Source organism: Pirellulaceae bacterium (assembly GCA_029243025.1).
GTDB lineage: Bacteria > Planctomycetota > Planctomycetia > Pirellulales > Pirellulaceae.
The window spans coordinates 593,319-620,153 of the sequence record JAQWSU010000045.1 but is presented as its reverse complement, the minus strand read 5'-3'; the positions used below and the strand labels follow the sequence as shown (position 1 = coordinate 620,153).

Sequence of the window (26,835 nt, the reverse complement as noted above, 5' to 3'; positions counted from 1 at the left end):
CCGAATTGCGAGGATCAAAATGGACCCAATTATAGTTTTATTGGTGGGAATGGTTATCGTGATTGCCGGCGTCTTGCTGTTGCGGCTCCATGCGTTCCTTGCCTTGGGTGCGGGTGCGCTGGCCGTTGCTTTGTTGACGCCCAGCCAAGCGGTCTTTCAAAACGAGCTGCAAACTCATTCGGCCACTGTTGTCGCTCTTGTGAATGAAGGGGAGGTTGAGTTAAGGCCAGCCCGTGGCTATTTGGTAAGTCTCGGGACTTACCAGATTTACCGCTCGATGAAGCATGAAATGCAGCCGGTGGGGCAGGTGGTTGTCACGGCATTCGGGAAGGGGGCGGTGGTTCAAATTGCTAACGCGACGGTATCCGTTGAACGAAAGGATCGCCTGGTGCATCAACGCGATATTGTCGCGGCTCAGAAGCTGAGCCAGCGGTCAGTCGGCTCTCGGATTTCGAAGGGCTTTGGTGAAACTTGCGGGAAGATAGGTATTCTCATTGCGATGGCTTCCATCATCGGACGTTGTTTGCTGGCGAGTGGTGCGGCCGAACAAATTGTGCTTTCGGTTCGAAATGCGTTTGGTGACCGCAGGACGCCTTTGGCTTTTTCGGTGAGTGGATTCGTCGTTGGCATTCCGGTTTTTTTTGATACCGTGTTCTACTTGTTACTGCCTCTCGCTCGCGCCATGTGGATGAAGACTCGCTGTAATTATCTGCTCTATGTGTTGTCGATCGTCGTTGGGGCCACGATGGCTCATTCCCTGGTCCCCCCAACTCCCGGCCCTCTCTTCGTTGCTGGAGAGTTGAATGTAAATCTGGGTTTGATGATTTTGGCTGGTTGCGTCGTGGGCACGGTGGCTGTTTCGGCAGGGTATCTCTACGCGGTTTGGGCCAACCGTCGTTGGGAGCTACCGATGCGGGATTTATCGTCGAGTGAGTTGGAACAGCAGCAAACCGATCGGTTACGTCCACCGCTGTTGTTGGCTCTGTTGCCGATTCTTCTTCCCATTGTTTTGCTTTCTTCGAAAACCGTTCTTGACATGACCCTGTCAGCATCCGATGGATCGAGTTGGATGACAAGTGTCGCCCCAGTTGTGAATTTTTTCGGTGATAAGAACCTTGCCCTGGCTTTGGCCGCCGCTGTCGCCTTGTTGATGCTCGTTCGCTATCCTGACCAGTCATTGACGATCAGCAGCGAAGTGCAGGAGGCGTTGTTGAGTGCCGGCAATATCGTGTTGATCACGGCTGCAGGAGGTGCGTTCGGGCATGTTTTACGTCAAACAGGAATCGCCCCGGCGATCGAACATCGCTTTCCCGTGGCGGAAGGAGGAGTTGCCTTGCTGTTAGTGGCCTTTGGCATCACATCGGTAGTCCGTATTGCCCAAGGTTCAGCGACTGTCGCGATGATCACATCCGTGGGGATCGTCGCGCCGATTGTTGCCAATGTGGAACTCGCTTTTAATCCGGTTTATGTTGCCCTGGCCATTGGCTGCGGGTCGAAACCGATTCCCTGGATGAACGATAGTGGGTTTTGGGTGGTGACGCGCATGACCGGGATGTCAGAGGGTGAGACTCTGCGAACTGTTTCGGTGGCGTTGACGCTGATGGGGTTGGTGGGCTTGGCGGTAACGGTAGTTGGTGCGCTGGTACTGCCCTTGATTTAGTCGACTTAGATCAGCTCGGGTAAGGCTGCGAAATCGCCGTCGACCAGATATTGCGGACGACCAGTCAGGTCGCTGACGGTCATGTTTTGCGCGTCAATTCCCAGGTTGCGGTAGAGGGTCGCGAAAATCTCCTGGAAATGGACGGGTCGATCTTTCGCTTCTGCTCCGTGACGATCGGTTGACCCAATGACCTGTCCGGTTTGCATGCCTCCGCCCGCCAGCAATGCACAGGCAACATTGGGCCAGTGATCTCGTCCGGCGTTCTTATTAATCCGGGGTGTGCGACCAAACTCTCCGTAGACAATGACCGTCACGTCCTGTTCCAGTCCTCGCTCGTGCAAATCGTCCACAAGGGCGGAGACTGCTTGATCGAGGTCCGGGAAATTTTTTCGAGCTAATCCGAAATTGTTTCCGTGCCAGTCCCAGAAGCTGTAGCTCAAGGTGACGCAGCGTACTCCTGCTTCAATCAAGCGTCGAGCCAAAAGGAATTGTTGATTAAGTCGTGGCGCGGCGTCCCCTTGAACTCGCTCGGTACCTTTTCCGTAGCGTGCGAGTATCTTGGGATCTTCCCGAGTGAGATCAAGTGCATTCGCGAGGCGACTGGAGGTCAGGACTCCCAATGCTTGTTGTTGCAGCGCTCCCGCACCGGCGATTGTGGCAGACACTTCTGCGCGTCGGCGCAATGCATCCAACGAGCCGAGCAGGTGTCGGCGATTTTCCAAGCGGTCAACGGACACATCGCCCAATAAGAGGTCATTGCGACCGTCACCATTGGGTTGGAAAGCCGCGTGGGCTGGGCCCAAAAAACCTGGCTTTCCGTTGTTGTAAGGGGTGTGCTTCATGCGCGGTGAGAGACCGACAAAGGGTGGCACTGAAATGTCTCTTGGTCCCTGAAGTTTGGATAAGATCGCACCCATTTCAGGCCAACCACCGGCCGGTTGGTTGTCGCGTAGACGGCCCGTCAGGCATTGAAATGATTCGTGTCGATCCTTGGCTCCCACAAGTGATCGAATGAGAGCCAGTCGATCCATGCGCTGTGCGAGTTGTGGTAAGAGTTCGCAAATCTCAATTCCAGGCACTGACGTTTTGATCGGTTTGAATTCTCCCCGGATTTCAACTGGAGCGTTGGGTTTCAGGTCGAATAGATCCTGATGAGGTGGTCCACCAGGCAAGTAGATCATGATGATCGACTTGTTAGAATTTCGAATTCCCTGTGCGGCCTCAGCAGCCAGCAATTGAGAGAGAGTTAATCCACCGACGGCGAGGCCACCGACTCGCAAGAACGTACGGCGGGGAATCGCATCACAGATGCGGCTTTGGCGCTGGCCTAATTGGATCGTAAACATGGCCCGATTATAGCCGTATTTCGTTGCCCAGACGAACGCCCAATCCGTGAGGCGACTTCAGCCGGCTGAAGTCGGGATTTTGCCGGTGGCAACGGTGAAAACGGCCTGCAGATGGCTCAGCGGTGAAGAGCCATCTGCCGCCGAATTTTCGAGCTAATTGCCTGAAATGTCGCGGATCGCCGCTTTGGCCGCCTCGGCCACATTTGGGTCCGAGTCCTTCGATGCGGCTTTCAGGGCTGGCAAGGCCGCTTTGGCTGCCGCTCCGATATGGCCCAGCGAATCGGCCGCCTTGATGCGAAGGTGTCCCCGCGGGTCCTTGAGAGTTTTCGTCAGTAACGGAATCGCCAGAGCCTGAATTTCGGAGTTACCGGGTTCAACTCGAATGAGTGCCCAGACGCCGGCCAGTCTGTCAAATTCATCACGGGCGCCGAGCAACGCCTTCAGTTTTGGCACCGCCGCTTTGGCAGCCGGGCCGATACGCCCCAACGCGTAACAGGCGCTGTAACGCACTTCCGGGGATTTGCTCGACAACGATTCAATCAATTTTGGAATCGCAGGCTTGGAGGCGGGTCCAATGGCTCCCAACGCGAATTGGATTTCCTGTTTCAGGCCATCGTTTGCTTGGGTGTCTCCCCAAGCATTCAGTAATGCAGGAACTGCGTCTGCGGCATCGGGCCCCAACAAGATCGCCACCTGAACCGCATAGGGTCGGAGTTCTTTGTTGCCGAGGCCACGAATGACTCGTGGAGTTGCGCTCTTCCCTTGAGCGGCCAAAGCACCGATCACTTCGCCAACCACGTGGGGAGACGAATCACTCATGACTCTTACAAAAGCATCCACCACTTCGGGACTGGGTTCCGAGCCGCGTGGCGTCATTTCTGCAAGCGTGCGGACTGCCAGATGACGAATGTTGGGATCATCGGAGCCGAGTGCTTGAACCGTCACCTTGATCGCTTTTTCATCGTCATCGTCATCTAAATGGTTGAGCAACAAACCGCGAGCCGCAATACTTCCCAGTCCGAGATCAGGGGTGTCCAGCAATTTTTCCAAGGCTGCTTTTGCAGCCGGGCTGGCGGTCTTTCTTGTTTCGATCGCTCCGAGTGCAAAGGCAGCCGCGTATCGTACGTTGTCGGAATCCTCGGACTGGAGGTGGGTAATGATCTCATTCGTTGCAGCAGCAGCTCCAGGTCCAATCTCGCCGAGTGCCACGAGGGCGTTCATGCGAGTTTCCGGGTCGTCATGTTTGAGGACTTCAATCAAGTTCGGCGTCAAAGGAGCCGCATCGGGTCCGATTTCTGCAATGATCAGAGTTGCCCAGTAGGAGGCATCTTCGTGTTTTAGAGCGTCCGCGAGAACTGGCAGTGCGTTTTTGCCCTCTTCGGCCAGCGTCATTAACGCCGGCATGATTTCTTCATCGTTCGCCTCTTTCAGCGTACGCACCCAGATGGGAAGTGTCTTTTCACGTGGTGCTTCGATATTTCGCAGTGCGTCACGAACTTGACGCCGAACGGTCACGTCGGGATCCAGGGCACTGCCGATCATGACTTCCAGCGTGGCGTCGTTCACGTTTCCAATTTTGCCGATGGCGTAGGCAGCTCGAGCGCGAACGCCAGGATGCTTGTCCCTCAACGCTTTGGTTAACGCTGTCAAGCTTTCTTTTGCGTCAGGGCCAATGGCTGCGAGTGCCAAGGCGGCCGCGTTCTTGACTTGAACGGTGGGTGAGTTTAGTGCCTTTGCTAAAGCGGCTGTTGCAGGAGCTGCGTCGGCACCTCGCTGGGATAACGCTTTGGCGGCTTTGATCTGTGTCGATGCTTGCTTGGAACCGAGTGCTTTGATCAGACGAGCCACTGTTGCCTCTTGGGCGAGCGCAGCTGTCGTGAGCGAGCCCACAAGCAAACTCAAAACTAAAAATAGAAAGGCCTTCGAACGAGGCATGTTGATTCTCCGGTAATGACGAACGTATCTCAGTGTCTACTGACTCGACCTAGCTGGAGGTCTGTCGCACTTCATACTCAAGCTGATTGACAAATGTGTTCGCTTGTCGCTGGTCTGCACCAGGAACGCTGCGAATGATGGCGATGAGTCGTTGCCGCATGTCACCACACGCTTTTCGAACCTTGAGCGCGTCGTTGTAGTCGAGATGTCCATCTTTGATCATTCTTGTGAACAAGGGGTCAATGATCTCACGCTCGGCAGCGAACTGATCGGTCATTAGCAGCGGCGGCCAATTGATTTTTCCCGTCACCGGGTCGACTTGGCTGGGGGCCAGACGTTTAGGTTCAGCTGCTTTCGCCATGCGGAAGATTTGTTCTTCGGTCGGAGCCGGCTTGCGATTTTCGTCGCGGTATTCCTGGTTGACTCGACGCCGTGCGAAATAGGTATCTGCATATTTGAGACGATTGTCGAGTTCCATGGATCGAGCTTGCGCGTAACCTTGCGCGGCTTGCGAATCTAATAGGTTGCGTTCGCCCGCCGATCTCACGAGGTCAGCTGACCCTCGTAGGTAGCTCTCACCAACCGTGGAGGACCGAGGCGCGTAACCACCGTAGACGCCGCCGCCGCCGCCGTAGTACGGATAAGCTTGCCCGCAAGCGTCGCTGACCGCAAACACCGCCATGATTAACATTGCGGCTGCCAGAAGTTTCATGATTGACCCTTTCCGCGTTTCCTAAATCAAGATGCCTGGACTTCAGGCGTGAACAGTGACACACACGTACGAACCTGTTTTCGGGTGCAATTGGACCCGATCGGAACGCCGTGGCGTCTCTTTATCCAAATAGCCTACCTTCCTATAGCAAAAGTCTCAACCAACAACGGCCGGTCTGTCCCTGTTTGTTGATTAACTTTCGGCTTCGAAGGGTTCCGATTGATCCGGTGGCACGATCCGGGACGGTTCGTCATGAAATTCACCCATTGGCCATCCTGTGGCTCAGGATGAAGGGGCCGGCCGGCCTGGATGTGGCATCAGTCCAGCCGCTTGATGAAGATGTTCGCGAATTCGATCGGATCGCCATGATGCTGCAGGGCGATTGGCCCCTCGGCGGGTAAACCGGAGAGTTGGCATTGGTTGATGACTTGCTGGCCATTGAGTTCAACAGAGAGCCGATCGCCGATTAGTGTGATCAGAAATCGATTCCATTGACCGATCGGCTGATCGGCCGGCACTTGGGGCGTCGCGGCAGCTCGTACCTCATCCGTTTGACTCGAATCGGTTCGGTAGCCCCAGATTTCACCAGAACCAATCGGCCACTGCCAAATATTAATCTGCCCTTTCGGAGTGCCTCGTAAGTAGATGCCAGAATCTGCGATGGGCACATCGATCTGTTTTTCTGAGCCGTCTTCATTTTTGGCATGCTGACCGCTGGGGAGAATGACGGGCCGTTGGGTCGTTGCGTCGTATTTTCCGTTCCAACGCCAATCGACAATCAGCTGAAAGTCGCCAAACGATTCTTCCGTCCAAAGATTTTTTTCTTTACCGGTTGCTTTTCCATCGTAAGTCAGACGCCAATCGTTGGACTTCCAGTGGTCGACGAGGCCTGGATGCATTTTCCAGCCGGTGAGATCGACTCCGTTGTAAAGACTAATGAACCCTTCGGTCGGTTTGGCAATTTGCGTGGGAGGGACGGAGGTCGCGGGCAATTCTTTGAGTTGAATGTTGCGGAACTCGGCCGGTGAGCCCTCCGATTCCAAGCAGATGTATCCTTTCCTTGGCGTACATTGCGAGCCTTCGGTGACCACCTTTCCGTTGACGGACAGTTTGATGCTACCGTCAAGACATTCGATGCGATAGTGATTCCATGCCGGGGAAGGCTTGCTTCGTTTTTCGGTCGGAAAAGCTCGCGATCCACCTCGTCCATTTTTGGGAATCATCGTAGCTCCATGGATGGGGAAGATGTCTCCATCGGATGTGTACCAGTCTGCTTCGCGACCATCCAAGACCTGAACTTCGATCGCACGGTGAAACGGCTGGCCGCGTGCCGGTAAGGCATCTGCCCAGACAAAGACCCCCGCATTCCCCTTCGGGCGTAAGTGTCGCCACTCTAATTCCAACACGAAATTCTGGTACATCCGTTCTGTACGTAATTCGCCGATTGGTTTACCCGTGCAGTGGATTACACCTTCTTTCACGGTCCAAGTGTTTGGCGCGCAGTTGACGTTGACCCAGCCCTTCAGATCTTGCCCATTGAACAGTGGAATGAATCCGTTTGCGTCCGTTTGTTGGGTGTCGGTTTGTTGGGCTTGGCAATTGATCGCCGGCGTTGCCAGAACAAGATGCAGGCAAACAAGCGGTAACGTCAACTTTGGAAAATCCATGGTCCGGTTCTCAAGATTTGGGAAGGAGCAGTTTGTTGTTTTAGGAGCGTTTTCGACCCGTCTTGCGTGCGGCGGTCTTGCGGCCCGCGGTTTTCACGGGTTGCAGGACAGCTTTGAGCATTCTGCAGAGTAGGCTCTGGGGGTCGAGCGTGCTGACGGCAGCTTGTAGTTTTTGCGTCTTGACGTCGATTTCGGCTTGAATTTGTTGTTTCTCGTCTTCTAGTTCACCGATTCGACGTAGGTCGTCATAGAGTTCTGCCTGGGTGGGCGGGTCCGGTTCGTTGTTGATCGCGGTTGAATTCTCAGACATGCGGTTTCCTCGCTTCTCCCGGGTCAATGGCCTCCAGCGGGTAAATGGGTATCGGCTGCAGTTTGGAGCCTAGCGACTGGCGAGTCAAGAAATTGCGGCTGGAATTGGCTAAAAAACGACAGCCGCCATGGCCGGTCCCAATAGGCCGGCGAACTCGCATGGTTTGAAAACTAACGCTCTTTGAAATGGAATTCGGCCGGATCGCCATCGGATGGGATGACTTTCCATTCTTGAGCCTCATAGTCGAAATCCGCGATCCGATCGACAGACATCTTGAGGTATCGGCCTCGTGCCTCTGCTGCGACGGTGCCATCCTGCAGCAGCAATTCGCCTGTTCCTTCGAAATCACGACGCCGATCCTTGGTGACACGGCCTACCACGCGGATTTCCTGATCGAGTGGAATCGGCGCTCGGAATTTCGTGTTTAATTCAATGGTGACACCCCACAGCTCGTCGCCATGTTGGAGACGAATTGCGCGACCGATGGTTTCATCAAGGATTGATGCGGCGATTCCTCCGTGCAGTCGATCAGGATAACCTTGATGCGCTTGCTGAGGCGAAAAGACGGCGACCAACTGATTGCTATCCACTTCGTAGAATGCCGTCTGCAAGCCGAATTGATTACCTAGACCGCAGACGAGGCACATTTTCGAGTTGGGCTGTTTACCCGTAACAGAATGCCGTTTCATAGTTCATTCAAAAAGCATGCCGGCATAGCCAACGACACGCGACTTGTCGTTAGATACATCGGCACTTGTTGCGTAACCGACTCGTTCTGCGCGTCTGAGACAATTCAGACGCCGCAGCGAATCAAGGACGATGCACGCCGGCAACATGCCGCACATGCTGATGTTATTGTCTCTAACCGTATGGAAAAGCTGCTGAGGATCAAGGCCCTCGAGCGCGCGGAGCGCCAATTCGTCGACTCGTCGCGTTTCATCATCGCTTGCATAGTGATTCATATCGCTTGAAATGATCAACAGCGTTTCTTCAAGCCGATCTTCCAGGACCCGGGCTAAGCCCTGGCTAATTCGTTGACAATGCTCGAAATTTGCTTCACCGATCGCGATGCCCACGACTTTTGATTGGGGTGCGAATTGTGCTAGAAATGGTAGCTCGACTTCAATCGCGTGTTCTCGCAGATGAGCGATTGCATCCAGTTGGAGCCCTTCAATCGAATCGCAGAGCTGCTGCGCCAATTCTGGATCGGAGGGAATGTTTCCGCCGGGGATCTGCCAACTGTCATGGGGAGCAACTGCCCATTCGACTCCTAATCCGGTGTGCTTTGGTCCAATCACAATAATCGTCGGTGGAAATTCAATTCGTCTCAAAACGTCGGCTGCAACTTTGCCGGAGAACATTAATCCAGCATGTGGAACAAGAGCCGCTCGCCATGATCGCTTCGGGACGTGATCCGTGGGAATCAAATCCTGCACGACCGCTTTTAGCTGGTCGGGGTTATCGGGATAGAACATTCCTGCGACAGCCGGCGGGCGTTGCTGCGGACCGATGGCTGGTCGTGGAACATTTACGACCCACATTGGCGTGATGTTTGCCTGTGCGGTGTAGCTGGAAAGGGAGGCGGTCTCAGGGATCGTGATATCGGCTTTTTCTGCTAATTGTTCCAGCAGTTGAGGCACAGCGAGATTGGGATCGAAGGCCCACGCCGATTTCGAATTCTGATTTACGAGGAGCGCGCGCTGCGACGGATCGAAGCCATCCATATCGGGTTCAGCGAGTGTTCCATGCATCGCCGGATCGTAGGCCAGACTGATTGCCACACTCAGCTCTCGCGGAGTGATTTGAGAGAGTCCTTCCAGTTCAAATTGTTTGCCTGCTGTTTCACTCATTTGAAACAGGGTCGCTTGCAATGGGACTACTTGGCGGAGCGACATTTGGGACAATCGAAGAGGCTCCGATCGTCCTTGCAGATTGATTTCAAGATTCACTCCATGGATTGAACTATCCGAGATATTGGGTAGGTAAAAGGTGGGGACGGCGCCACGGCAACTGGCGCAAATGTTTTGTGCACACCAACTACTCAGTGCCTGGAGCTCTTCCTTCGAGAAACGCTCTGTTGTTTTCGGAGATTCGTTCGCGAGCAAATCACGCTGGAATGGCCCTTCAATTAACAGGCCTTCAAAGGTTGCAAGTTGCGCGTCATCTTCTCGCCAATCTGTCGGAGGTAGTCCGGCTTTGATACAGACTTGTTGGAGAAACCCTTCGGGGTCCAAGCGGTGATCGCTGGCAACTCCTGGTAATAACAGCCCGCGTGTCTCACCATGTTCGATTTGCAAGCCGTGCTTGCCGATGATGATGTCTTGGAGACGATCGTTACCTTGAGACGTAATTGGCTGCTGTCCATAGAGCAACCAGATTTCGAAATCCAGGAAGGGAAGTTCGCTTGGTGAGACGCTTGGCATGCGACTGTCTTCGGTTGCAGATGTTTTAGCGGATCCGACGAGCGCCTGGACGAGCGGCATCCGGCGTCCGAGAAAGCCGCAACAACCTCGCAGCTTCTGTTTTCGTTTGATCGAAACGAAGCAGCCAAACACCGGGATTTCTGCGGCGCCAGCAAACATCTCTTCGGTTACCTCGGGTTGGCAATTCATCACCGCAGCTCGCACGATTTCGCTGGTGATGCGGACGATTGCCTGCTGTTGACTTTTCGTGAGTTCCGGGCGATCGACATCTCCATTGGGCGGATCTGCCATGGGTTGATTCATCTGAGTTTCTCCCGCGGGTGGCTGTGACTCACCGACGTCTGATCGGGTGAGCGGAGATCGTTCGGTCGCGAATTCCGATATTCGAATAGGTAATCGCTTTCGCCCCCAGTCACCGGGTGTGGTCTCAAAATGTCCGGCGACTACCTGTCGACATGCTTGACAACGATTGTCTTTGAGATTGTATCGGCCAAGTTGATGCCAATCTCGTTCAATTAACATTTGCTTACACGAAGGGCAGTAGGTGCTTTGGTGTTGAACGTCGTTCACATTGCCCACATAGACATATTTGACACCTGCTTGGGTTGCCAACTCGTAGCCACGTAACAGTGTTTCGAGCGAAGTCGCATCACGATCTTTTAGGCGGAAGTCAGGATGAAAGGCGGTGAAATGCAGAGGTACTTCGTCACCAACGTGATCGAGTAGCCAGTCGCACATCGCTCGGAATTCGTCGTCCCCGTCATTCGCTTGGGGAATTACTAGATTTGTGATTTCAACCCAGACCTTGGTTTCGTGATGCAGCCAATCTAACGTTTCCAGAACAGGTTTGAGATGTGAAAGCGTGAGTTCCTGATAGAAAGCTTCCGAAAATGCCTTCAAGTCAACATTTGCCGCATCGATCTGTTCGTAGAATGGCCGGCGAGCAACTTCACTGATGTATCCGGCCGTGACAGCGACAGTTTTGATTCCGCGCTGACGGCAAGCACGCGCCGTATCGATCGCATACTCGGCCCAAATTACCGGATCGTTATAAGTGAAAGCGACGCTCTTACACCCATGCTGCTCGGCCGCGTTCGCAATCGTTTCGGGGGTTGCGATTTCACTCAGTTGGCGAACTTCCCGTGACTTCGAGATCGACCAGTTTTGGCAGAATTTGCAGCCAAGATTGCAGCCGGCAGTCCCGAACGAAAGTACACTCGTTCCAGGGAAAAAATGATTGAGCGGTTTCTTTTCTATTGGGTCAATGCAAAAGCCGGTACTGCGACCGTAGGTGGTCAATCGCATTTCGCCATCACGATTCTCACGTACAAAGCAGAATCCGCGATCGCCCGGTTTTAAATGACATTCTCGAGGGCAAAGATCACAGACGATTCGGTCGTCATCCGTCCGGTGCCACCAGCCTGCTTCGACGGAGCCGTCGGGCGCAGGTCGCCGGGGCGGCGGGAACCTTGTTTTTTGAGACATGGGTGACTGGCCTGAAATCGAAACGAAATCGAAACGCGCATGCGACACAATGGCAAACATCCCGAACACTCGTTGATTTCGACCCCTTTGATCGAACCGTTCGATGGGAGTGCGAAATGCCGCAGGTGATAAGTTACCACGATATAATTTTTCCGGTTGTCGCAGCTTACAAGTTGTCGCAGCTGATCGCGAAGCTTGATTCGACAATTTTGTACCGCCGATGGACCTTCAGGCGGAATCGTGAGTTTTCGATGAGACGATCAAGCTGAAATCGGGATCGGAATCGCGATCGCCTCTCAATCCCACTGGCGACTTGGTTATCTGGTGCCGCAGTTCTCGTCCAAGCGATAGCGGCGGTTATTCCGATCAGTTCTCATGAAGAATTCGACTTGCGAAGGTGGATTTTGTCGAGCCTCAAAGGATCTGATTTGTAGGGCAATCAAAAAAAGAGGGCAGAGTCTTGACGACTCTACCCCCCCGAGGGAGCAATCAAATCAAAATGTCCAAGCAGAATGGTTAATCTTCACGAAAGGCCGAGAAAAAGTCATCGCCGAGCCTTCGATCAACGACTCGACCGTACTCATCGAGGCTTCGTCGTTGACCCACCGAATGCCAAGCGCTGACTTCGGACAACTCGGGCATCATGTCGATCAGTTGATCGGTTAGCATCCGCGCCAGCCGCTTAACACCGTCGGATTCAGCTTGGTCGGTAATGGAGGCAGCTGTCTTCATGAGCTTGACTAATTGAGCCCGTTCCATGACCGGACGCGACAAGGGGGTATCAACGTCATGCAGGAGGTCAACGAGTGGGACATCCAGAATGTTTTGCCATTTCAAGAGATCGCTCAACATCACGTCCGAGTCAGGTTTTTCCTGCTCCCTGACCGTTGAGATCGTGCTCTTCATTTGCCGCGCCACGCTTCGGAGCGAGACGCCCTGTTGCTGCCGGACTTCCTGAATGCGATGGCGTGGCTCTTGCGCTAAATGGTTATTTGGCGATCCAGGTGTGTGTGGGTAATCGGCGCCGAGTTGTGCAGTTGCCGTATTGTCTGGAGCGATCGACATAAGAATACCTCCGATCCCATGTCAGCGGACGTCGTTGACTCGAAGCGATTGGAAGGTGGTCTCGGAAACGGTTTAGGCAGGAGATTTCGTACTGATGCGTCAAGCTACAAACGCCCGAAACGCAGGATCTCTCGCTACACTTCTCTTGAAGACCACAATCCAACAAGTGCTTCAATCGGATACGCCGCACATGACATGCTTTCCTCTTCGAAATTTCACAAAAGCCGGCACCATGAGAGGAATCTCTCTGCCCCAGTGCCGAAGTTCATGGCCCTTTGCCCTGTAAGCGGCCCTTGGCGGGATACTCACAACACCCTGAACGTTTGGACCGTCCGAAAGTACTCAAATTTTTGGAAATCAATCAAGCCAATTTGAATGCGGCGGGATGGGAAGCATGAAGCGGCTGAAGTTGGAGGCAATTTCCAACGGTTGATGGCAGAGACTTTTCCGGATCGAGCAAATATCAGGGATAGTTATTTGGGGGGGGGGGTGTTTATTGGGGGGGATGGATGGAGGGGGAGTCGATTTGCCTATTCGGCTTAATTGCTACAAAAGGATTTTGATCGGCAAACTTCGCTGTTGCTGGAAACGGCAAGGCTCTGGAAACGTTTCGCATTTGTTATGCTGAAGATATGACCTTGCCAGAGAACGAGTTGCGTCGTTTTCTCAAAGTGTCGAGTAAGGCTGTTAACGCGGCTGCAGGCAGTGAGTTAGAGAGTTTTGTGGAGAGGCAGCCAATTGGGTTCGAGCGACCGAATCGGACGTCGAGAACCTAAACACAGAGTCAGCTTGGTGTGTACAATGAAAAGAGGCGGCAGGTTCCTGCCGTTGTCGACGCTTCTACTTCCGACACGTTCCCTTGACCCAACCGAGTTCATCGCGTGATCAAATTTAGCCAACTTCGTTTGACGCCTGGTGCTGTGATGCGCATGGTTGCCGATGTCGTTTTACTCCAGTTAGCGATCATCTTGGCGTTGGTCGTTCGCTTTTATGTGGTTGTAAATTTCGAGGAACTGGGGACGACCACTGTAAGTGAATTATTGGCTCTTTATCAGGGTTGGTATGTCCGCGCCGCTGCGCCGCTCACGATATTGTGTCTCTTTGTTTTTTATGTGACCGGTTTTTACACCCGTGGTGTCACCTATCAGAGTCGCTACAAGGTCTTGGTGGTGACGCAAGCAGTTTCTGTGAGTTTTTTGGTTTACATCAGTGCGGTTTTATTCTTTAACGTCTACGACGGTCAGCTGTCCTTCGCGAAGTCAGCCATGGTTTTGGCATGGGGCTTCAGCATTTTGCTGCTAGCCGGGGCACGTGTTTGGAATCAGATTTGGCAGAAGACGGCAAATCCTGAGGTGCGACCGCTGGTCAAGCCGAGTGACACGGGGCGAGTCCTCGTCATTGGTGGTGGCGGTTACATTGGCTCCGCATTGGTGCCGAAATTGTTGGACGATGGTTATCAAGTTCGCGTTCTGGACATCATGATGTTCGGCAGCGAATCGCTCTCCGCCGTGATCGGACATCCGAACCTCGAGGTGGTCCGAGGGGACTTTCGGCAGGTTGACAATGTGGTGCAAGCTTTGCAGGACATTGATTGTGTGGTTCATTTGGGTGCGATTGTGGGCGATCCGGCTTGTGCCTTGGACGAATCTCTCACGATTGATATCAACTTGTCGGCCACACGAATGTTGGCGGAACTTGCCAAAGCACATGGCGTTCGGCAGTTTATCTTCGCCAGCACCTGTTCTGTGTATGGGGCGAGTCCGGATCTTTTGGATGAGCGATCAGAAGCCAGGCCGTTGGGGATTTATGGCAATACAAAATACGCTTCGGAATCGTTATTAATGGAAATGGCGGATTCCAGATTTGCTCCGACCATTCTACGTTTTGCCACGATTTATGGATTTTCGGGGCGAACGCGTTTTGATTTGGTTGTTAATCTGCTGTCTGCCAAAGCGAAGATCGATGGTGAGATCACCGTGCACGATGGTGACCAGTGGCGTCCATTTGTGCATGTTGAAGATGCAGCGGCTTCGATCGTTTCAGTTCTGAATGCCCCGATTGCTACCGTAAACAATGAGATTTTCAACGTCGGAGCGAGCGATCAGAACTTCACGATTAAAGAGGTGGGAGAGTTGATTCACGAGCGGGTGATCACGGCCAAGTTGTTACTGTCGGAAACGGAAAATGACCGTCGTGACTACCGTGTTGATTTCAGTAAGATTCGAAACCTGTTGGACTTTCAGCCGAAGTGGACGGTGCAAGATGGAATCCAGCAGGTTTTAGAAGCGATAGCCAGTGGGCAAGTAACCGACTACCGAGACCCACAGTACAGCAACGTGGCCTTTCTGAGTCAGGAAGGTACGGAAGGCTTAGAGCGAGATCGATGGGCGCGCGAGCTGATCAAGGATCTGACCAGTCAGTAAGCAGCGCGAGTAGCGTTCGTGTTTGTCTGACTTTCGAACTGAATTCCAGTAATTTGGCGGCTCGATGCATCTGCTGATTGTCCATCAGAATTTCGTTGACCATCAGCATCCTGGCGGGACGCGGCATCTTGAGTTAGCGCGGCATTTGGTACGCAACGGTCATCAATGCACGATTGTTGCAGGAAGTGTCGACTTTCTAACGGGGCGTCCTTTGCCTCGGGAAGTTTTTGACATCGACGGTGTTCGGGTCCGTCGCGCTTATGCTTTTCCGACACTACATCATAGCTACCTGGGCCGCGTACTTTCGTATCTTTGCTTCATGCTGACGAGTGTCTGGGAGTCCCTGCGAGCCGGGGAAATCGATGCCGTCCTTGGAACGTCCCCTCCCATTTTTCAACTGCCTTCGGCATGGCTTGTCGCCGTCTTGCGTCGTCGGCCGTTTCTGCTTGAGGTTCGTGATTTGTGGCCCGCCTTTGCGATTGAAACGGGTGTTGTCAAGAACCGTACGGTGATCTGGATCGCTGAACACATTGAACGGTTTTTTTACCATCGAGCCGATTGGGTGGTCGCCAATTCACCCGGCTTTCGCTCTCATTTGCTTGAGCGTGGCGTTGCGACCAATCGGTTGACGATCATTCCCAATGGTGTGGAAACAAATATGTTCGATCCCGGGGATAACGGACGATCTATTCGCACCGAATTGCAGCTGGGTGATGATTTTGTCGCGACCTACGCCGGAGCTCTTGGGCGTTCTAACGACATGGCGACGTTGGTTAACGTTGCCGATCGGCTGCGAAATCAAGCAGAGATTAAAATTGTGTTGATTGGCGGAGGTAAGGAGTTGCCTCAGTTGGAAAAGGAATTGAAGGATCGGCAGCTGACCAACGTAATCTTAGGTGGATTCTTTCCGAAACAACGGATGTCAGAAGTCTTAGCTGCCTCAGATGTGTGTCTGGCAACCTTACTCAATCTCAGCATGTTTCGCACAACCTATCCCAACAAGGTTTTTGACTACATGGCAGCAGGTCGCCCATCTGTTATCGCGATTGATGGCGTCATTCGTGAGGTGATCGAAGCAGCGGGCGGAGGCACCTTTGTTCAGCCAGGTGATGCCGAAGCACTGGCTCGCGCGATTCTCATGTACCGTGAAGATCCTGATTTACGAAAAAGGCACGGTCAGGCAGCTCGAGAATACGTTGAGCAACACTTTGAGCGATCGGATCAAGCGGCTCTGCTTGAGTCAGTCCTGGAAAGGGTCGTGGATCGCCAGCCGAGACCGACGCTTTACAGTCGGTTTTTTAAGCGGGCTGCCGATTTGGGTATGGCTGGCAGCTTATTAGTTGTGTTGAGTCCGGTAATGCTCATCACGGCGTTGCTGATACGCTGGAAGCTTGGTTCGCCCGTGATTTTTTCGCAGGTTCGAGCTGGTCGTAACGGTCACGTATTCACGATTTTAAAATTCCGCACGATGCTCAATGCTGAAAACGAAACGGGGGATATTCTCCCGGATGATCAGCGACTCACAAAGTTCGGACGGTTCTTGAGAGCCTGCAGTTTGGATGAATTACCCCAGTTGTTCAATATCGTCCGTGGTGATATGAGTTTGGTTGGGCCCAGACCTTTGCTGACGCATTACTTGCCACGTTACACTCCCGAACAAGCACGTCGACACGACGTTCGTCCCGGTGTTACGGGGTGGGCCCAAGTTAACGGTCGTAACGCAATTAACTGGGAAGAAAAATTTCGATTAGATGTTTGGTACGTCGATCATTGCTCTCCTTGGCTCGATTTGAATATTTTGCTGAGAACCAGTTACTGTGTCCTTCGACGGCAAGGTATCAGTTCAACGGGGCATGCAACGATGCCTGAGTTTATGGGGACCGACGCAACCGCTGACACTGCCAACGCCTCGCAAATCTAAAGGCAAGGAATGAATGACTGAACAGGTAGATATCAAAAAGACGATTACTGGTGTGATCAATCGAATCTTAACCGATTCGGGCCGTGATGCTCGTGAGATTGCCGATGCGGACACGTTTATGGACACAATCGGTCTGGATTCGTTGGATTTAGCTGTGATGGTGGTTGGGCTTGAACAATCGCTGGGAGTCGATCCGTTTCGGAGTGGAGCCCAGGCGGTACAGACTGTCGGTGAGTTGGTTGAAATCTATCGCAGTGCGATGAATGCGTCTTGATCAGCCGGGAATCCTCGGAAAGTGAAACAAGTGGACCAATCCATACTAATCTCAGGTGGCAGCCGCGGTTTAGGGCAAGCGATCGTGCAGGCGCTGCTTGAGGACGGTTGTCGCGTGGCCACATTCAGTCGGAAAAGAACGACTTTTATCGATGATGTGTCGTCGCAGTACGGAGATCGTTTATTTTACCAAGAAGTTGACGCCTTGCAGTCGGAAAGGTTGAGACAATTTGTGCAGGATGCGAATAAGCGGTTTGGAGAGATAAACGCACTGATCAACAATGCAGCGGTCGCGGTGGACGGTGTCCTAGCACTTGCTCACGAGGAAGATTTAGATCGGATGTTAGCGATCAATCTCAAGGCCGCACTTGTTCTGTCGAAAGAGTGCACCCGGTTGATGTTGACGCAAGGTTCCGGAAATATTCTCAACGTTTCTTCCGTGATTGCATTGAGAGGTTTTTCCGGGTTGGTCGGTTACGCAGCGACGAAGGCGGGTATGGTGGGGATGACCCAGGCGATGGCCCGAGAGTTGGGCTCCAGGAATATTCGCGTCAATGCAATTGCGCCGGGTTACATGGAAACCGACATGTCGAATTCGCTGAGTCCAGAACGCAAGGCTCAGATCGTACGTAGAACACCTTTGGAACGTTTGGGAACGGCCGAGGATGTGGTGCCGTGGGTCAAGTTTCTGTTGATGCCTGCGAGTGGATTTGTCACCGGGCAAGTTATTGCAATCGATGGTGGTGCTTCCGTTTAGTCTTCTAGAAGTTAGCGATTACTTCAATTGATTTGAAACGCCATGTTGGAACTTATCATAATCGGCGCTGGTGGCTTCGGGCGAGAATTGCACGAAATGTTGTGGCACGTGTTTTCTCAAGATGAGTATCGCTTGAAGGGGTTTCTTGCGAACGATGACGGCAACTTGAGTCAGTGGCAGATCGAGGCTCCCGTTCTAGCGGCACCGGAAGACTACCAACCAGAGCCGAATGATCGATTTCTCTTGGCGATCGGTCACATGGAAGCTAGGCGACGAACCGTTGATGCGGTCACGGGAAAGGGAGGGCAGTTCGTTTCCTTCATCCATCCCAAGGCTCAGGTCGCGACCACCGCAAAGATTGGCGAGGGTGCGGTGATTTATCCCTTTGCGACCGTTTCCAATGCGGCAGAACTGGACTTTCATGTTCATTTGAATTATTACGCCTCCGTGGGCCATGATTGTCGAGTTGGGCGGATGTGCTTATTAGCGCCGTATGCCACACTCAATGGCTTTGTGACGCTTGAAGAGCAGGTTTATATCAGTACACACGGTACAGTGGCTCCCGGTTGTAAAATGCATCGAAACGCCAAGCTATCCGCGAATTCTGCCTGCATGCGTGATGCGGCCGAGTCGACACTCGTGTTTGGCGTGCCAGGACGGCAGGTGCGGCGTATGGATTAAGGCTAAATTAACCTGTGCAGCGTTGGTGCTGGTCGAGAGGATAATGATATTCGTTGACCGCGCATTCGGCCGTCGCCATTCGTTGCCAAGACGTATACTTTCCGCAAAACCTTCCACCAAATAGGCGTCAGAACAACCCATGTCCAAGTTGAAAGCTTTGCTCATTTTTGGAACGCGTCCTGAGGCCATCAAGATGGCTCCCGTCGTGCGGGAGTGCCTCAATCGTCCAGAAGACATTGAAACAGTCATCTGTTTGACTGGCCAGCATCGAGAAATGTTGCAGCAGGTGACCGATTATTTTGGGCTGAAAGCAGATGTGGACCTACAATTGATGCAACCCAATCAAACACTTGCTCAGCTGACTGCGCGTTGTGTCCAGGGACTTGACCAAGTGGTGGAGCAGCGGCAACCCGACTGTATCGTCGCTCAAGGCGATACCACGACCGTGATGGCTGCCTCACTCGTAGCCTTCTATCGTCATGTGCCTTTAGTGCATGTGGAAGCCGGACTGCGTACTGGGAACATGCGGGCACCATGGCCGGAGGAAATGAATCGTTGTATCACGAGTCTAATTGCCACATTGCATTGCGCGCCAACGGCTCGTTCAGCAAAAAATCTACTCGATGAGAAGATTGATCCAAGTTCGGTGCACGTTACTGGAAATACGGTGATTGACGCCTTGCTCTGGGCCGTGGAACGCGAGCGAGCGAATGATCAGCAGTGGCGCGAAAAATACGCTCAGCTTGGCGACCACCGAATGGTTTTGATCACCGGACATCGTCGGGAGAACTTTGGCGATGGATTTCAAGATATCTGTAAGTCGATTGGAACCTTAGCTGATCGCTACCCCGAGGTGGAATTCGTTTACCCGGTGCACCTTAATCCAAATGTTCGCGGGCCTGTTTTTGAGATTCTTGGAGATCACGCCAATATACATCTTGTCGAGCCAGCCCCCTACCCTGAGTTTGTCTGGCTAATGGATCGAAGCAGCGTTATCCTGACAGATTCGGGTGGTGTTCAAGAGGAAGCTCCCTCGCTGAAAAAACCGATTTTGGTCATGCGAGAAACGACTGAGAGGCCCGAGGCGATGGATGCTGGTGCGGTGGAGCTTGTGGGCACATCCGCGGAGCGAATCATCGCTCGAATTTCGGCCTTGTTGGATGATGCGGTTGAATACTCGCGGCATCAAATCGATGAAAATCCATATGGAGATGGGCAGGCTGCAAAACGTATCGTTGATCTCATGCTAAAACAAAACTGGCAATCATGAAACTTGAAATGAACTTATCTTCCTCTATGCCTGAAACGCTTGTACCCTCCGAAATACGGGTCTGCGTCGTCGGACTTGGTTATATCGGTTTGCCCACAGCAAGTGTATTGGCGACGAAGGGCTTTCACGTCTTTGGGATGGATGTCCGAGCTGATGTTGTGGACACTATTAACGATGGTCGTATTCACATCGAAGAGCCCGACCTCGACATTGTTGTTCGTTCTGCGGTGAACAGCGGACAACTGAAGGCCGGCTACGAGCCTCAACCCGCGGATATTTTTATTCTCTGTGTTCCGACGCCGATCCGCCCCGACCATTCCCCCGACCTTTCTTACGTCGAACAGGCATCGAAAGCGATCCAACCGCATGTCCAGCCTGGGAACCTGATTATTCTGGAGTCGACCAGTCCGCCGCAAACAACCGAGACAATCGTCGTTCCCAACGCGATTCCACCGGAACTCACGGTGGGTGAAGACGTTTTTGTGGCGCACTGTCCGGAGCGAGTATTACCCGGTCGGATTCTCCTGGAAGTGGTGCAAAACGATCGCGTCGTCGGTGGCGTTACCGATGCGTGCACTGAGAAGGCAAAAACTTTTTACGAATCCTTTGTCAACGGCAACGTACTCGCGACGAGTGCGATTGCAGCCGAAGTGACGAAGTTGGTCGAAAACTCCTACCGCGATGTCAACATCGCTTTTGCCAATGAACTCTCAATGCTGGCTGACCGCTTGGGAATTGATCCTTGGGAAATCATTGAGCTCGCCAACCGGCATCCACGCGTAAATATCCTTTCACCCGGTCCAGGAGTGGGTGGACATTGCATCAGCGTCGACCCCTGGTTTCTCGTGCACACCGATCCGGAGAATACGCCTTTGATCCGGATGGCCCGAGAAGTCAACGATCAAAAACCACATCATATCGTGAAGCATATTGCGGAGCTTGCAGAGCAATTTGCCGCTCCTAAAATTGGTTGTCTGGGACTGACTTATAAGTCGGATGTCGATGATTTGCGAGAGAGTCCGTCACTGGAGATTGTCCAGGCGCTACGAGAAAAAAGTATTGGTGAGGTGATGGCCTGCGACCCTTACGTATCCTCAAAGACATTCTCTGAGTTTCCCTTGTATGACTTGGCCGACGTTTTGGAGCAGAGTCACATCGTGGTTTTGCTGACAGATCACCGACAATTCAGAGCGGTCCCGCGTCGCATTTTGCAGGAAAAAGTGATTGTCGATACCCGTGGTATCTGGCGCTAGGCTGTCCAAGCTCACCGTTGACGTATCCAAAACTTGACGTCTAAGTCGATTTTGGACTGAGGTGATTGTTAGGTTCAGCGTGACGCGGTTGACGGTGGGCCTCTGGTTTCGCTCGACAAATGAGCGGTCTTTTGTGATAATTAATGTTGGTGTTCGAGGGGCCTTGAGTCACCCGCAGTCCAAGGAATAGAGATCATGCTGAAGAAGAACCGAGGTTTCACACTCGTGGAATTGCTCGTCGTAATTGCCATCATTGGTATACTCGTTGCGCTGTTGATACCTGCTGTGAACTTCGCTAGGGAATCAGCCCGTAAAACGCAGTGTCTCAACAACGTTCGCGGCGTCGGTCAAGCGGTGATTCAGCATGAGACGTCAAAGAAATATTTTCCAGGGCGAGTCAACTTGGTAACGACCAATTCAGGCAATCAATTGCCAGTGTCATGGGTCGCCAAGTTATTGCCTTACATCGAAAAGCAGAATGTTTGGGACCTGGTTGTAAACGACCAAAATGCGACTAATCCAAACGATCCAAGCCGTTATTCTCTTGAGCTGGAAATCATGACCTGCCCGAGTGATCCGAGCGATGGTTCAGCAATACCGGGGCGATTGAGCTACGTGATCAATGCGGGGATCTGGGATCGTGAGTTTGGCGACAGCCCCGAACGTTGGAACGACTTGCGAGCAAACGGAATTGGGCATGTCATCCGCAATAATTATTCGCAGTCCAAAGTGGATCTTGGCTACCTTGGAAAAAACGACGGGACGAGTTCCACGTTGCTGTTGGCCGAAAATTTAAATGCAGTCAACTGGCCATCGCTTGAAGAAGGTCTCCACGGAATTGTCTGGACCCTTCAGGATAGGTGGATGGAAGAGAATGAGCGTCCCACAGAGGGTCGGCTCTACAAGATCAACAAAGGTAGTGATCGCCTGACCGATAAACAGCTGCTTGAGGCGTCCCAAGGAAACAACGTTTCTGAGATGGCTTCATTTGCTCGTCCATCCAGTAATCACAGTGGTGGCGTGAACGTTGTTTTTTGTGACTCGCATGCGAGCTTTTTATCGGAGGACGTTGCCCCGAATGTCTATGCTCAATTACTTACCGCGTCGCGATCGCAAGCCCGTCACCCTCGCCAAGGTGGGAAAAGTTGGCAGCAAACACCGATTCCGTCGCAGCTCAACACGACATTGTCCGCCGGTGACTATTAATTCGCACGGCTGACAATGATTGAGAATCTCTGCGTTGCTGACTGATCGGTGCTGGCAGCCTGTTGTTGTTCGCTCTTGAATGGCATCCGGATTGGCAAGCGTTGATCCTCAAGGGATTTGCTTGCCGTGATCCACATGGCGTGACTTTCTTAAGCTCGGAGCTTATCATCGGGGTAGGTTTGCACCATGCGGCAAAAAGAGACGCAGCTCGTTTTAGGTCGCTCAATAGAGCGTCAGGCTGGCAAACATGCCCGACAGTTTTGATCCCTATCATCAATGGCTGGGAATTCGTGATCTCGCGAGACCGCCAAGCCATTATCGGCTACTTGGTATCGAGACATTCGAGTCGAATCGCGAAGTGATTGCGACGGCTGCGGATCGTCAAATGGCCCATCTGCGCACTTATCAACAGGGTAAGAATGTTGATTTGTCTGAGCGGTTACTGAACGAAGTGTCCGCTGCCAAGGTTTGTCTGCTCGATCCGGAGAAAAAGTCAGAATACGACCGTCGCCTCCGAGAAACCGAATCGCCTGACGCACCGCCCCCTTGGGATCCCGAATTGGATTCGTTTAGCAACGGGAATCGGCCGGAGATCGTTGTTTCAGAGCAAGATCAGGGGGTATTAAACCGTCCCGGGCGGAGTATTCGCAAAGGGAATCTGGGTCGGCGATTACCGACTGTCGTGCTCGTTATTTCGCTCGTTATCTTGATTGCTATGGTGACATTTCGTTTTATCAATCATTCAGCTGATCGCAACTCGGTTGCAGGGAAAGATCTGGTCGAATTCGAGCAGTCAACGAAACAGGACGAAAAAGTAGCACCGGCAGATGATGGAGTCGAAGAGCAGCTGCAAGCCGAAGAAAGTCCAACCGAAGAGAATCGCGAAGAAAGATCCGAAGTCGAAGCGATAAATCCATCTAAGCCCGATGCTGAGACTCAAGAACAGCCCTCGGATTCAGTTTCAGAAACAAGCGGTGGTGAAACCGAAGCTGATCAGGTCAACCCACCGGAGCCCTGGGCGCCAGTTCGAATGACCGCTGGACCACGTCCGGAATTTTCAGCAAAGGATCCGTTTGAGGCTGTTCTGCTTGAGCTTTCAAATCGAAATCTGAAAGCGGCTGTTACTGCGGCAAAACGAGCACAGCAATTCGATACCGTTCGCGATCGACAAAAATACGATCGGGCTAAGCTTTTACTTTACAACATGCAGCGATTTTGGCAGTCGGTCGACGAAGCGAAATCGGCGTTGCAAAAAGGCACAACTCTGTCGTACCGAGGTGAGACGGTGACGGTAAGGCAGGTAGACTCTTTGCAGATAACTTTGGAGACCGTGAATGGGCAGATCAAGAAGTTTGATCTACCGACTCAGGCGTTGGATGTGGAGCTTGCGATTAGCTTGGTTGAGCATCGATTCAAGCAGGCCGCTCCAGTTGGTTGGCGGTGGATTGGCAACTTTTTACTTATCGACAAGTTTGGCGATATTACGCGAGGGCAAGAATATCTCAAGCGAGCGGAAAGCCATGGATTCGACGCAGATTTTATCGTTCGCGCCCTGGAAATGGTCACCGGCGAGGATCACGGTAAGGTCGTTGCCGTACCCACCTCCGATGATGAAAATTTGGAAAGAACGAAAACGGGTCAAACGAATGATTCTCGTCTCCCCGTACCGGCTGCAGCGGTGCAAACAGCAACCCGCCAAGAGTTAAAGAAACAGGATATGTTGGAGTCGGAGGCAGCTCGTTGCTTGGAGATTGCCCGCGAAGAAGATGATCGCCCCGATGCTCAATTCGTGTTGTTGAAAGAAGCTGCCCGACTCTCGCTAATCGACCAGGACCTTGAGACAGGGTTGGCGGCCATTGATTTGTTGAGTGAACGCTATCGGGTAAATCAGGGAGATCTTCAGTTCGATTTCCTTCAACGTCTTAGTCGCTCGTCCAAACGCGATCAGCGTGGCGGTCTAGTCGATGCTGCTTTGCATATTTCGGAGCTGGGGGTTTCGGGTGACGATTATAGTAGTGCGAATCGATTTTCGGATCTCGCAAACTCGATTGGCGGGCGACTGACGCGAAATGCTTCGTTGCGCACGCGGTTAAGTCGGCATCGCGAGAAAATCAAGTCGATTGCAAACGATTTTGAAGCATCGCAAGAGGCACGCGATCGGCTTGTAGAAAACTCCGATGACCCTGCTGCGAATGCCACCGTTGGAAAATTCCTTTGTTTTACAAAAGGTGATTTTGAGGCCGGTCTCCCGCATCTTAAATTGGGGCAGGACGCCGCGTTGCGTAAATTGGCGGCGGCAGATTTGGCCAATCCACGAAATGCGGAGGATCGAAAACAGGTTGCCAAGAGCTGGCAAACCTACGCCCGCAAAGGGAAGGGGCTTGTTCCATTGCACGCGTTGGAAAGAGCTCGCCATTGGTACCAATTGAGCTTGGTCGGTCTACCGGTGGCACAAACCGGACCGACACGCAAAATCTTGAATGAGATTTCCGCCGCTATTGGGAGGCAAGAACGCTTACTTGATGTTACCGTTCTTCATCCAAATGCATCCAAGGGTGGCTACGGAGGTTTGGGTATCAATGAGAACACATCCGCCAGCGTTGGACCGATCCATGAGCTGCCGCGTTTAGGGCGGCAGCCCATATCTCGTTTTCTCTGGGCACACGCACCTTCGATGGTGGAGTACGATGTGCCTGAGGGTGCGAAGATGTTTCGTGCTGTCGCTGTCTTGAATGCCGACTCCACTGACGGGGCAGAGTTTGTGGTCCAGGTCGACGGAAAGAAATTCTCAAGCGGTCTGGTTAAGACACGCGGGCGCACGATTCCAATTAGTATTCCTTTACCCGAGAAGGCAAAAAAAATCGTGCTGCGTGTCGAGTCGCAGAAATCTGCCCAAGGTGATGAGACCTATTGGGTTAATCCTGAATTCACCTTCTAAGGCAAAGAATTGCTCAAGGGGTCGACTGCAGCTGGGCAGCCATCTGCGACTGTCCAATGAACCATCTCTTTACGGCTCGGATTCGCTCTTGCTTCTTGTGAGCGGTGACGATTGCCGCGTAACGACAGATCATCAATCCGGTGCCAAGAGTCAGTGTGTGTGTCAAGAATGACCGCTCTTTGAATGTCAGGATGATCTGGAAGAAGAACATCGCGCATAATGCCATGGCCGTTCCACGTTCGGTGTCGGAATCCTTTGTCGCTTGGTACAGCCGAAAGCCGTCACGAATCACTAATAGAACAAAAGCGCTGATTAGCAGGAAACCAATCAAGCCAAGTTCTGCGAGTATTTCAATGACTACCACGTGACAGTAGATGCCCAGGAGTCTCGCATCGAAGGAAGCAGAACTACCGAGACCAAATAACCAGTGTATCGGAGAACTATCGAGCCAATACTTGAGCAGGATCATACTGTAGTCAAATCGAGTCGCCGAGAGTGTGTCGCCCATGCGATCGAGTTTCCATCGACTACCGGTGGTATCACCGAACATCGCAAAAGTAAACGATGCAATGAAGAAGATGATCGTGACTGTCGCAAAAGTTGTGATCCATCCCCGAGCAGAAGCCATTCCGCGGCTAAGCGTAATGAAGGCCATGACCGCTAGAATTGTGGCAAATAGTTGGCCTCGTGAACCCGATCGATAAATCAAGGCAAGGGCGACGAAGACAATTCCCCAGCGTAGGATTTGCCAGATACGATTGACGCCTTTGAAATTCATCAACATTGCAATGATCGCAATTTCACCAGCCGCTTCGGCAACTGCCAGTGGTGACAAACGCGTGTGCGATTGACCTACACGGTCGACAACACCGGCCCCTTTTGCGACTTCAATGGTTCGTCCCCAAGCATGAATTCCCGTGTCCCAGAACAACAGTCCCATTACAATCGTGCCGAAGATCAGAGTGCTTAAGAATCCAATTCGAATGTCATCGGGTTTTTGGATTACGAGCGGCAACAGCCCCACAAAAGTGATCATGTAGGGGGCGTGATATCGATACAGGAATAGAGACGTTTCACGGTCGAGTGACCAAATGCAACTCACACCGGCATAAACGTAAAGAGCAAGCCACATCCACATCGCGCTGCTGGTTGGCTGTAGCGGATTATTCCCACGCATGATCACACATGCGAGTGCAAACAAGGTTAATAACCCCAGTCCGTAGTTCATCAATGCCGAATTCGCGCCGAAGTAAGCAGAATTGGCTTGCGCCCATTGCTCGAACGGGTAGACACAAACAGCAAATGCAAGCACGGAAGCAGGACGCCACACGATCGCGATCGCAAAGATCACGAAGGCCAGCATTACGACAGAGATAACAAACATGGATTGCCTCGTAAACGCCTGAATGGGCGTTGAAAGAACGCCTCGCTGCACAGCTGTAGTTTAACATACCGAACTTGGTTCGTCTCATAATTGACCATGAGTACAGTCTGTGAGGATTGAGTCAAA

General features: G+C 52.5%; 19 protein-coding genes. 10 read left to right on the top strand and 9 right to left on the bottom strand.

What is annotated here, in order from left to right; translation table 11 throughout:
• Window positions 1–19: 19 nt before the first annotated feature.
• Window positions 20–1,660 (top strand): SLC13 family permease, encoded by a 1,641-nt coding sequence (locus P8N76_21340; protein MDG2384229.1) that lies wholly within the window; start codon window positions 20–22, stop codon window positions 1,658–1,660.
• Window positions 1,661–1,665: 5 nt separating this feature from the next.
• Here P8N76_21340 and P8N76_21335 read toward each other — a convergent pair whose 3' ends face one another.
• From P8N76_21335 to P8N76_21300, 8 genes are all read right to left on the bottom strand, one after another.
• The gene (locus tag P8N76_21335; protein MDG2384228.1) at window positions 1,666–3,006 is read right to left on the bottom strand and encodes a DUF1501 domain-containing protein; all 1,341 of its coding nucleotides are present in this window, start codon (window positions 3,004–3,006) and stop codon (window positions 1,666–1,668) included.
• 153 nt (window positions 3,007–3,159) lie between these two features.
• Entirely contained in the window at window positions 3,160–4,941 is a 1,782-nt protein-coding gene (locus P8N76_21330; protein MDG2384227.1) for a HEAT repeat domain-containing protein, read from the bottom strand.
• Between the two features lie 49 nt (window positions 4,942–4,990).
• Entirely contained in the window at window positions 4,991–5,653 is a 663-nt protein-coding gene (locus tag P8N76_21325) for a hypothetical protein (protein MDG2384226.1), read from the bottom strand.
• A 317-nt stretch (window positions 5,654–5,970) separates the two neighbouring features.
• Window positions 5,971–7,320 (bottom strand): DUF1080 domain-containing protein, encoded by a 1,350-nt coding sequence (locus tag P8N76_21320; GenBank protein MDG2384225.1) that lies wholly within the window; start codon window positions 7,318–7,320, stop codon window positions 5,971–5,973.
• A 40-nt stretch (window positions 7,321–7,360) separates the two neighbouring features.
• Complete coding sequence (locus P8N76_21315; GenBank protein MDG2384224.1) at window positions 7,361–7,630, bottom strand: hypothetical protein; 270 nt, start codon at window positions 7,628–7,630, stop codon at window positions 7,361–7,363.
• Between the two features lie 170 nt (window positions 7,631–7,800).
• Window positions 7,801–8,319 (bottom strand): PaaI family thioesterase, encoded by a 519-nt coding sequence (locus P8N76_21310; GenBank protein MDG2384223.1) that lies wholly within the window; start codon window positions 8,317–8,319, stop codon window positions 7,801–7,803.
• A 3-nt stretch (window positions 8,320–8,322) separates the two neighbouring features.
• Entirely contained in the window at window positions 8,323–11,598 is a 3,276-nt protein-coding gene (gene amrS / locus P8N76_21305) for an AmmeMemoRadiSam system radical SAM enzyme (GenBank protein MDG2384222.1), read from the bottom strand.
• 456 nt (window positions 11,599–12,054) lie between these two features.
• Window positions 12,055–12,603 (bottom strand): hypothetical protein, encoded by a 549-nt coding sequence (locus P8N76_21300; GenBank protein MDG2384221.1) that lies wholly within the window; start codon window positions 12,601–12,603, stop codon window positions 12,055–12,057.
• Window positions 12,604–13,484: 881 nt separating this feature from the next.
• Here P8N76_21300 and P8N76_21295 point away from each other — a divergent pair.
• From P8N76_21295 to P8N76_21255, 9 genes are all read left to right on the top strand, one after another.
• On the top strand, window positions 13,485–15,026 hold the full coding sequence (locus P8N76_21295; GenBank protein ID MDG2384220.1) for an NAD(P)-dependent oxidoreductase: 1,542 nt from the start codon (window positions 13,485–13,487) through the stop codon (window positions 15,024–15,026).
• Between the two features lie 64 nt (window positions 15,027–15,090).
• Window positions 15,091–16,947 (top strand): sugar transferase, encoded by a 1,857-nt coding sequence (locus P8N76_21290; GenBank protein ID MDG2384219.1) that lies wholly within the window; start codon window positions 15,091–15,093, stop codon window positions 16,945–16,947.
• Between the two features lie 13 nt (window positions 16,948–16,960).
• A complete protein-coding gene (locus P8N76_21285) occupies window positions 16,961–17,221 on the top strand; it encodes an acyl carrier protein (GenBank protein MDG2384218.1) in 261 nt (86 codons plus the stop codon).
• Window positions 17,222–17,251: 30 nt separating this feature from the next.
• A complete protein-coding gene (locus tag P8N76_21280; protein MDG2384217.1) occupies window positions 17,252–17,977 on the top strand; it encodes an SDR family oxidoreductase in 726 nt (241 codons plus the stop codon).
• Window positions 17,978–18,019: 42 nt separating this feature from the next.
• Window positions 18,020–18,658, top strand: a complete 639-nt coding sequence (locus P8N76_21275) for an acetyltransferase (protein MDG2384216.1) — start codon at window positions 18,020–18,022, stop codon at window positions 18,656–18,658.
• Window positions 18,659–18,797: 139 nt separating this feature from the next.
• Window positions 18,798–19,928: a UDP-N-acetylglucosamine 2-epimerase (non-hydrolyzing) gene (wecB, locus tag P8N76_21270; protein MDG2384215.1), complete on the top strand. Its 1,131-nt coding sequence runs from the start codon at window positions 18,798–18,800 to the stop codon at window positions 19,926–19,928.
• An 8-nt stretch (window positions 19,929–19,936) separates the two neighbouring features.
• The gene (wecC, locus tag P8N76_21265) at window positions 19,937–21,181 is read left to right on the top strand and encodes a UDP-N-acetyl-D-mannosamine dehydrogenase (protein MDG2384214.1); all 1,245 of its coding nucleotides are present in this window, start codon (window positions 19,937–19,939) and stop codon (window positions 21,179–21,181) included.
• A gap of 195 nt (window positions 21,182–21,376) precedes the next feature.
• On the top strand, window positions 21,377–22,387 hold the full coding sequence (locus P8N76_21260) for a DUF1559 domain-containing protein (protein MDG2384213.1): 1,011 nt from the start codon (window positions 21,377–21,379) through the stop codon (window positions 22,385–22,387).
• 247 nt (window positions 22,388–22,634) lie between these two features.
• Complete coding sequence (locus P8N76_21255; GenBank protein MDG2384212.1) at window positions 22,635–25,325, top strand: NPCBM/NEW2 domain-containing protein; 2,691 nt, start codon at window positions 22,635–22,637, stop codon at window positions 25,323–25,325.
• Between the two features lie 13 nt (window positions 25,326–25,338).
• Here P8N76_21255 and P8N76_21250 read toward each other — a convergent pair whose 3' ends face one another.
• Entirely contained in the window at window positions 25,339–26,709 is a 1,371-nt protein-coding gene (locus tag P8N76_21250; protein MDG2384211.1) for an O-antigen ligase family protein, read from the bottom strand.
• Between the last annotated feature and the right edge of the window lie 126 nt (window positions 26,710–26,835).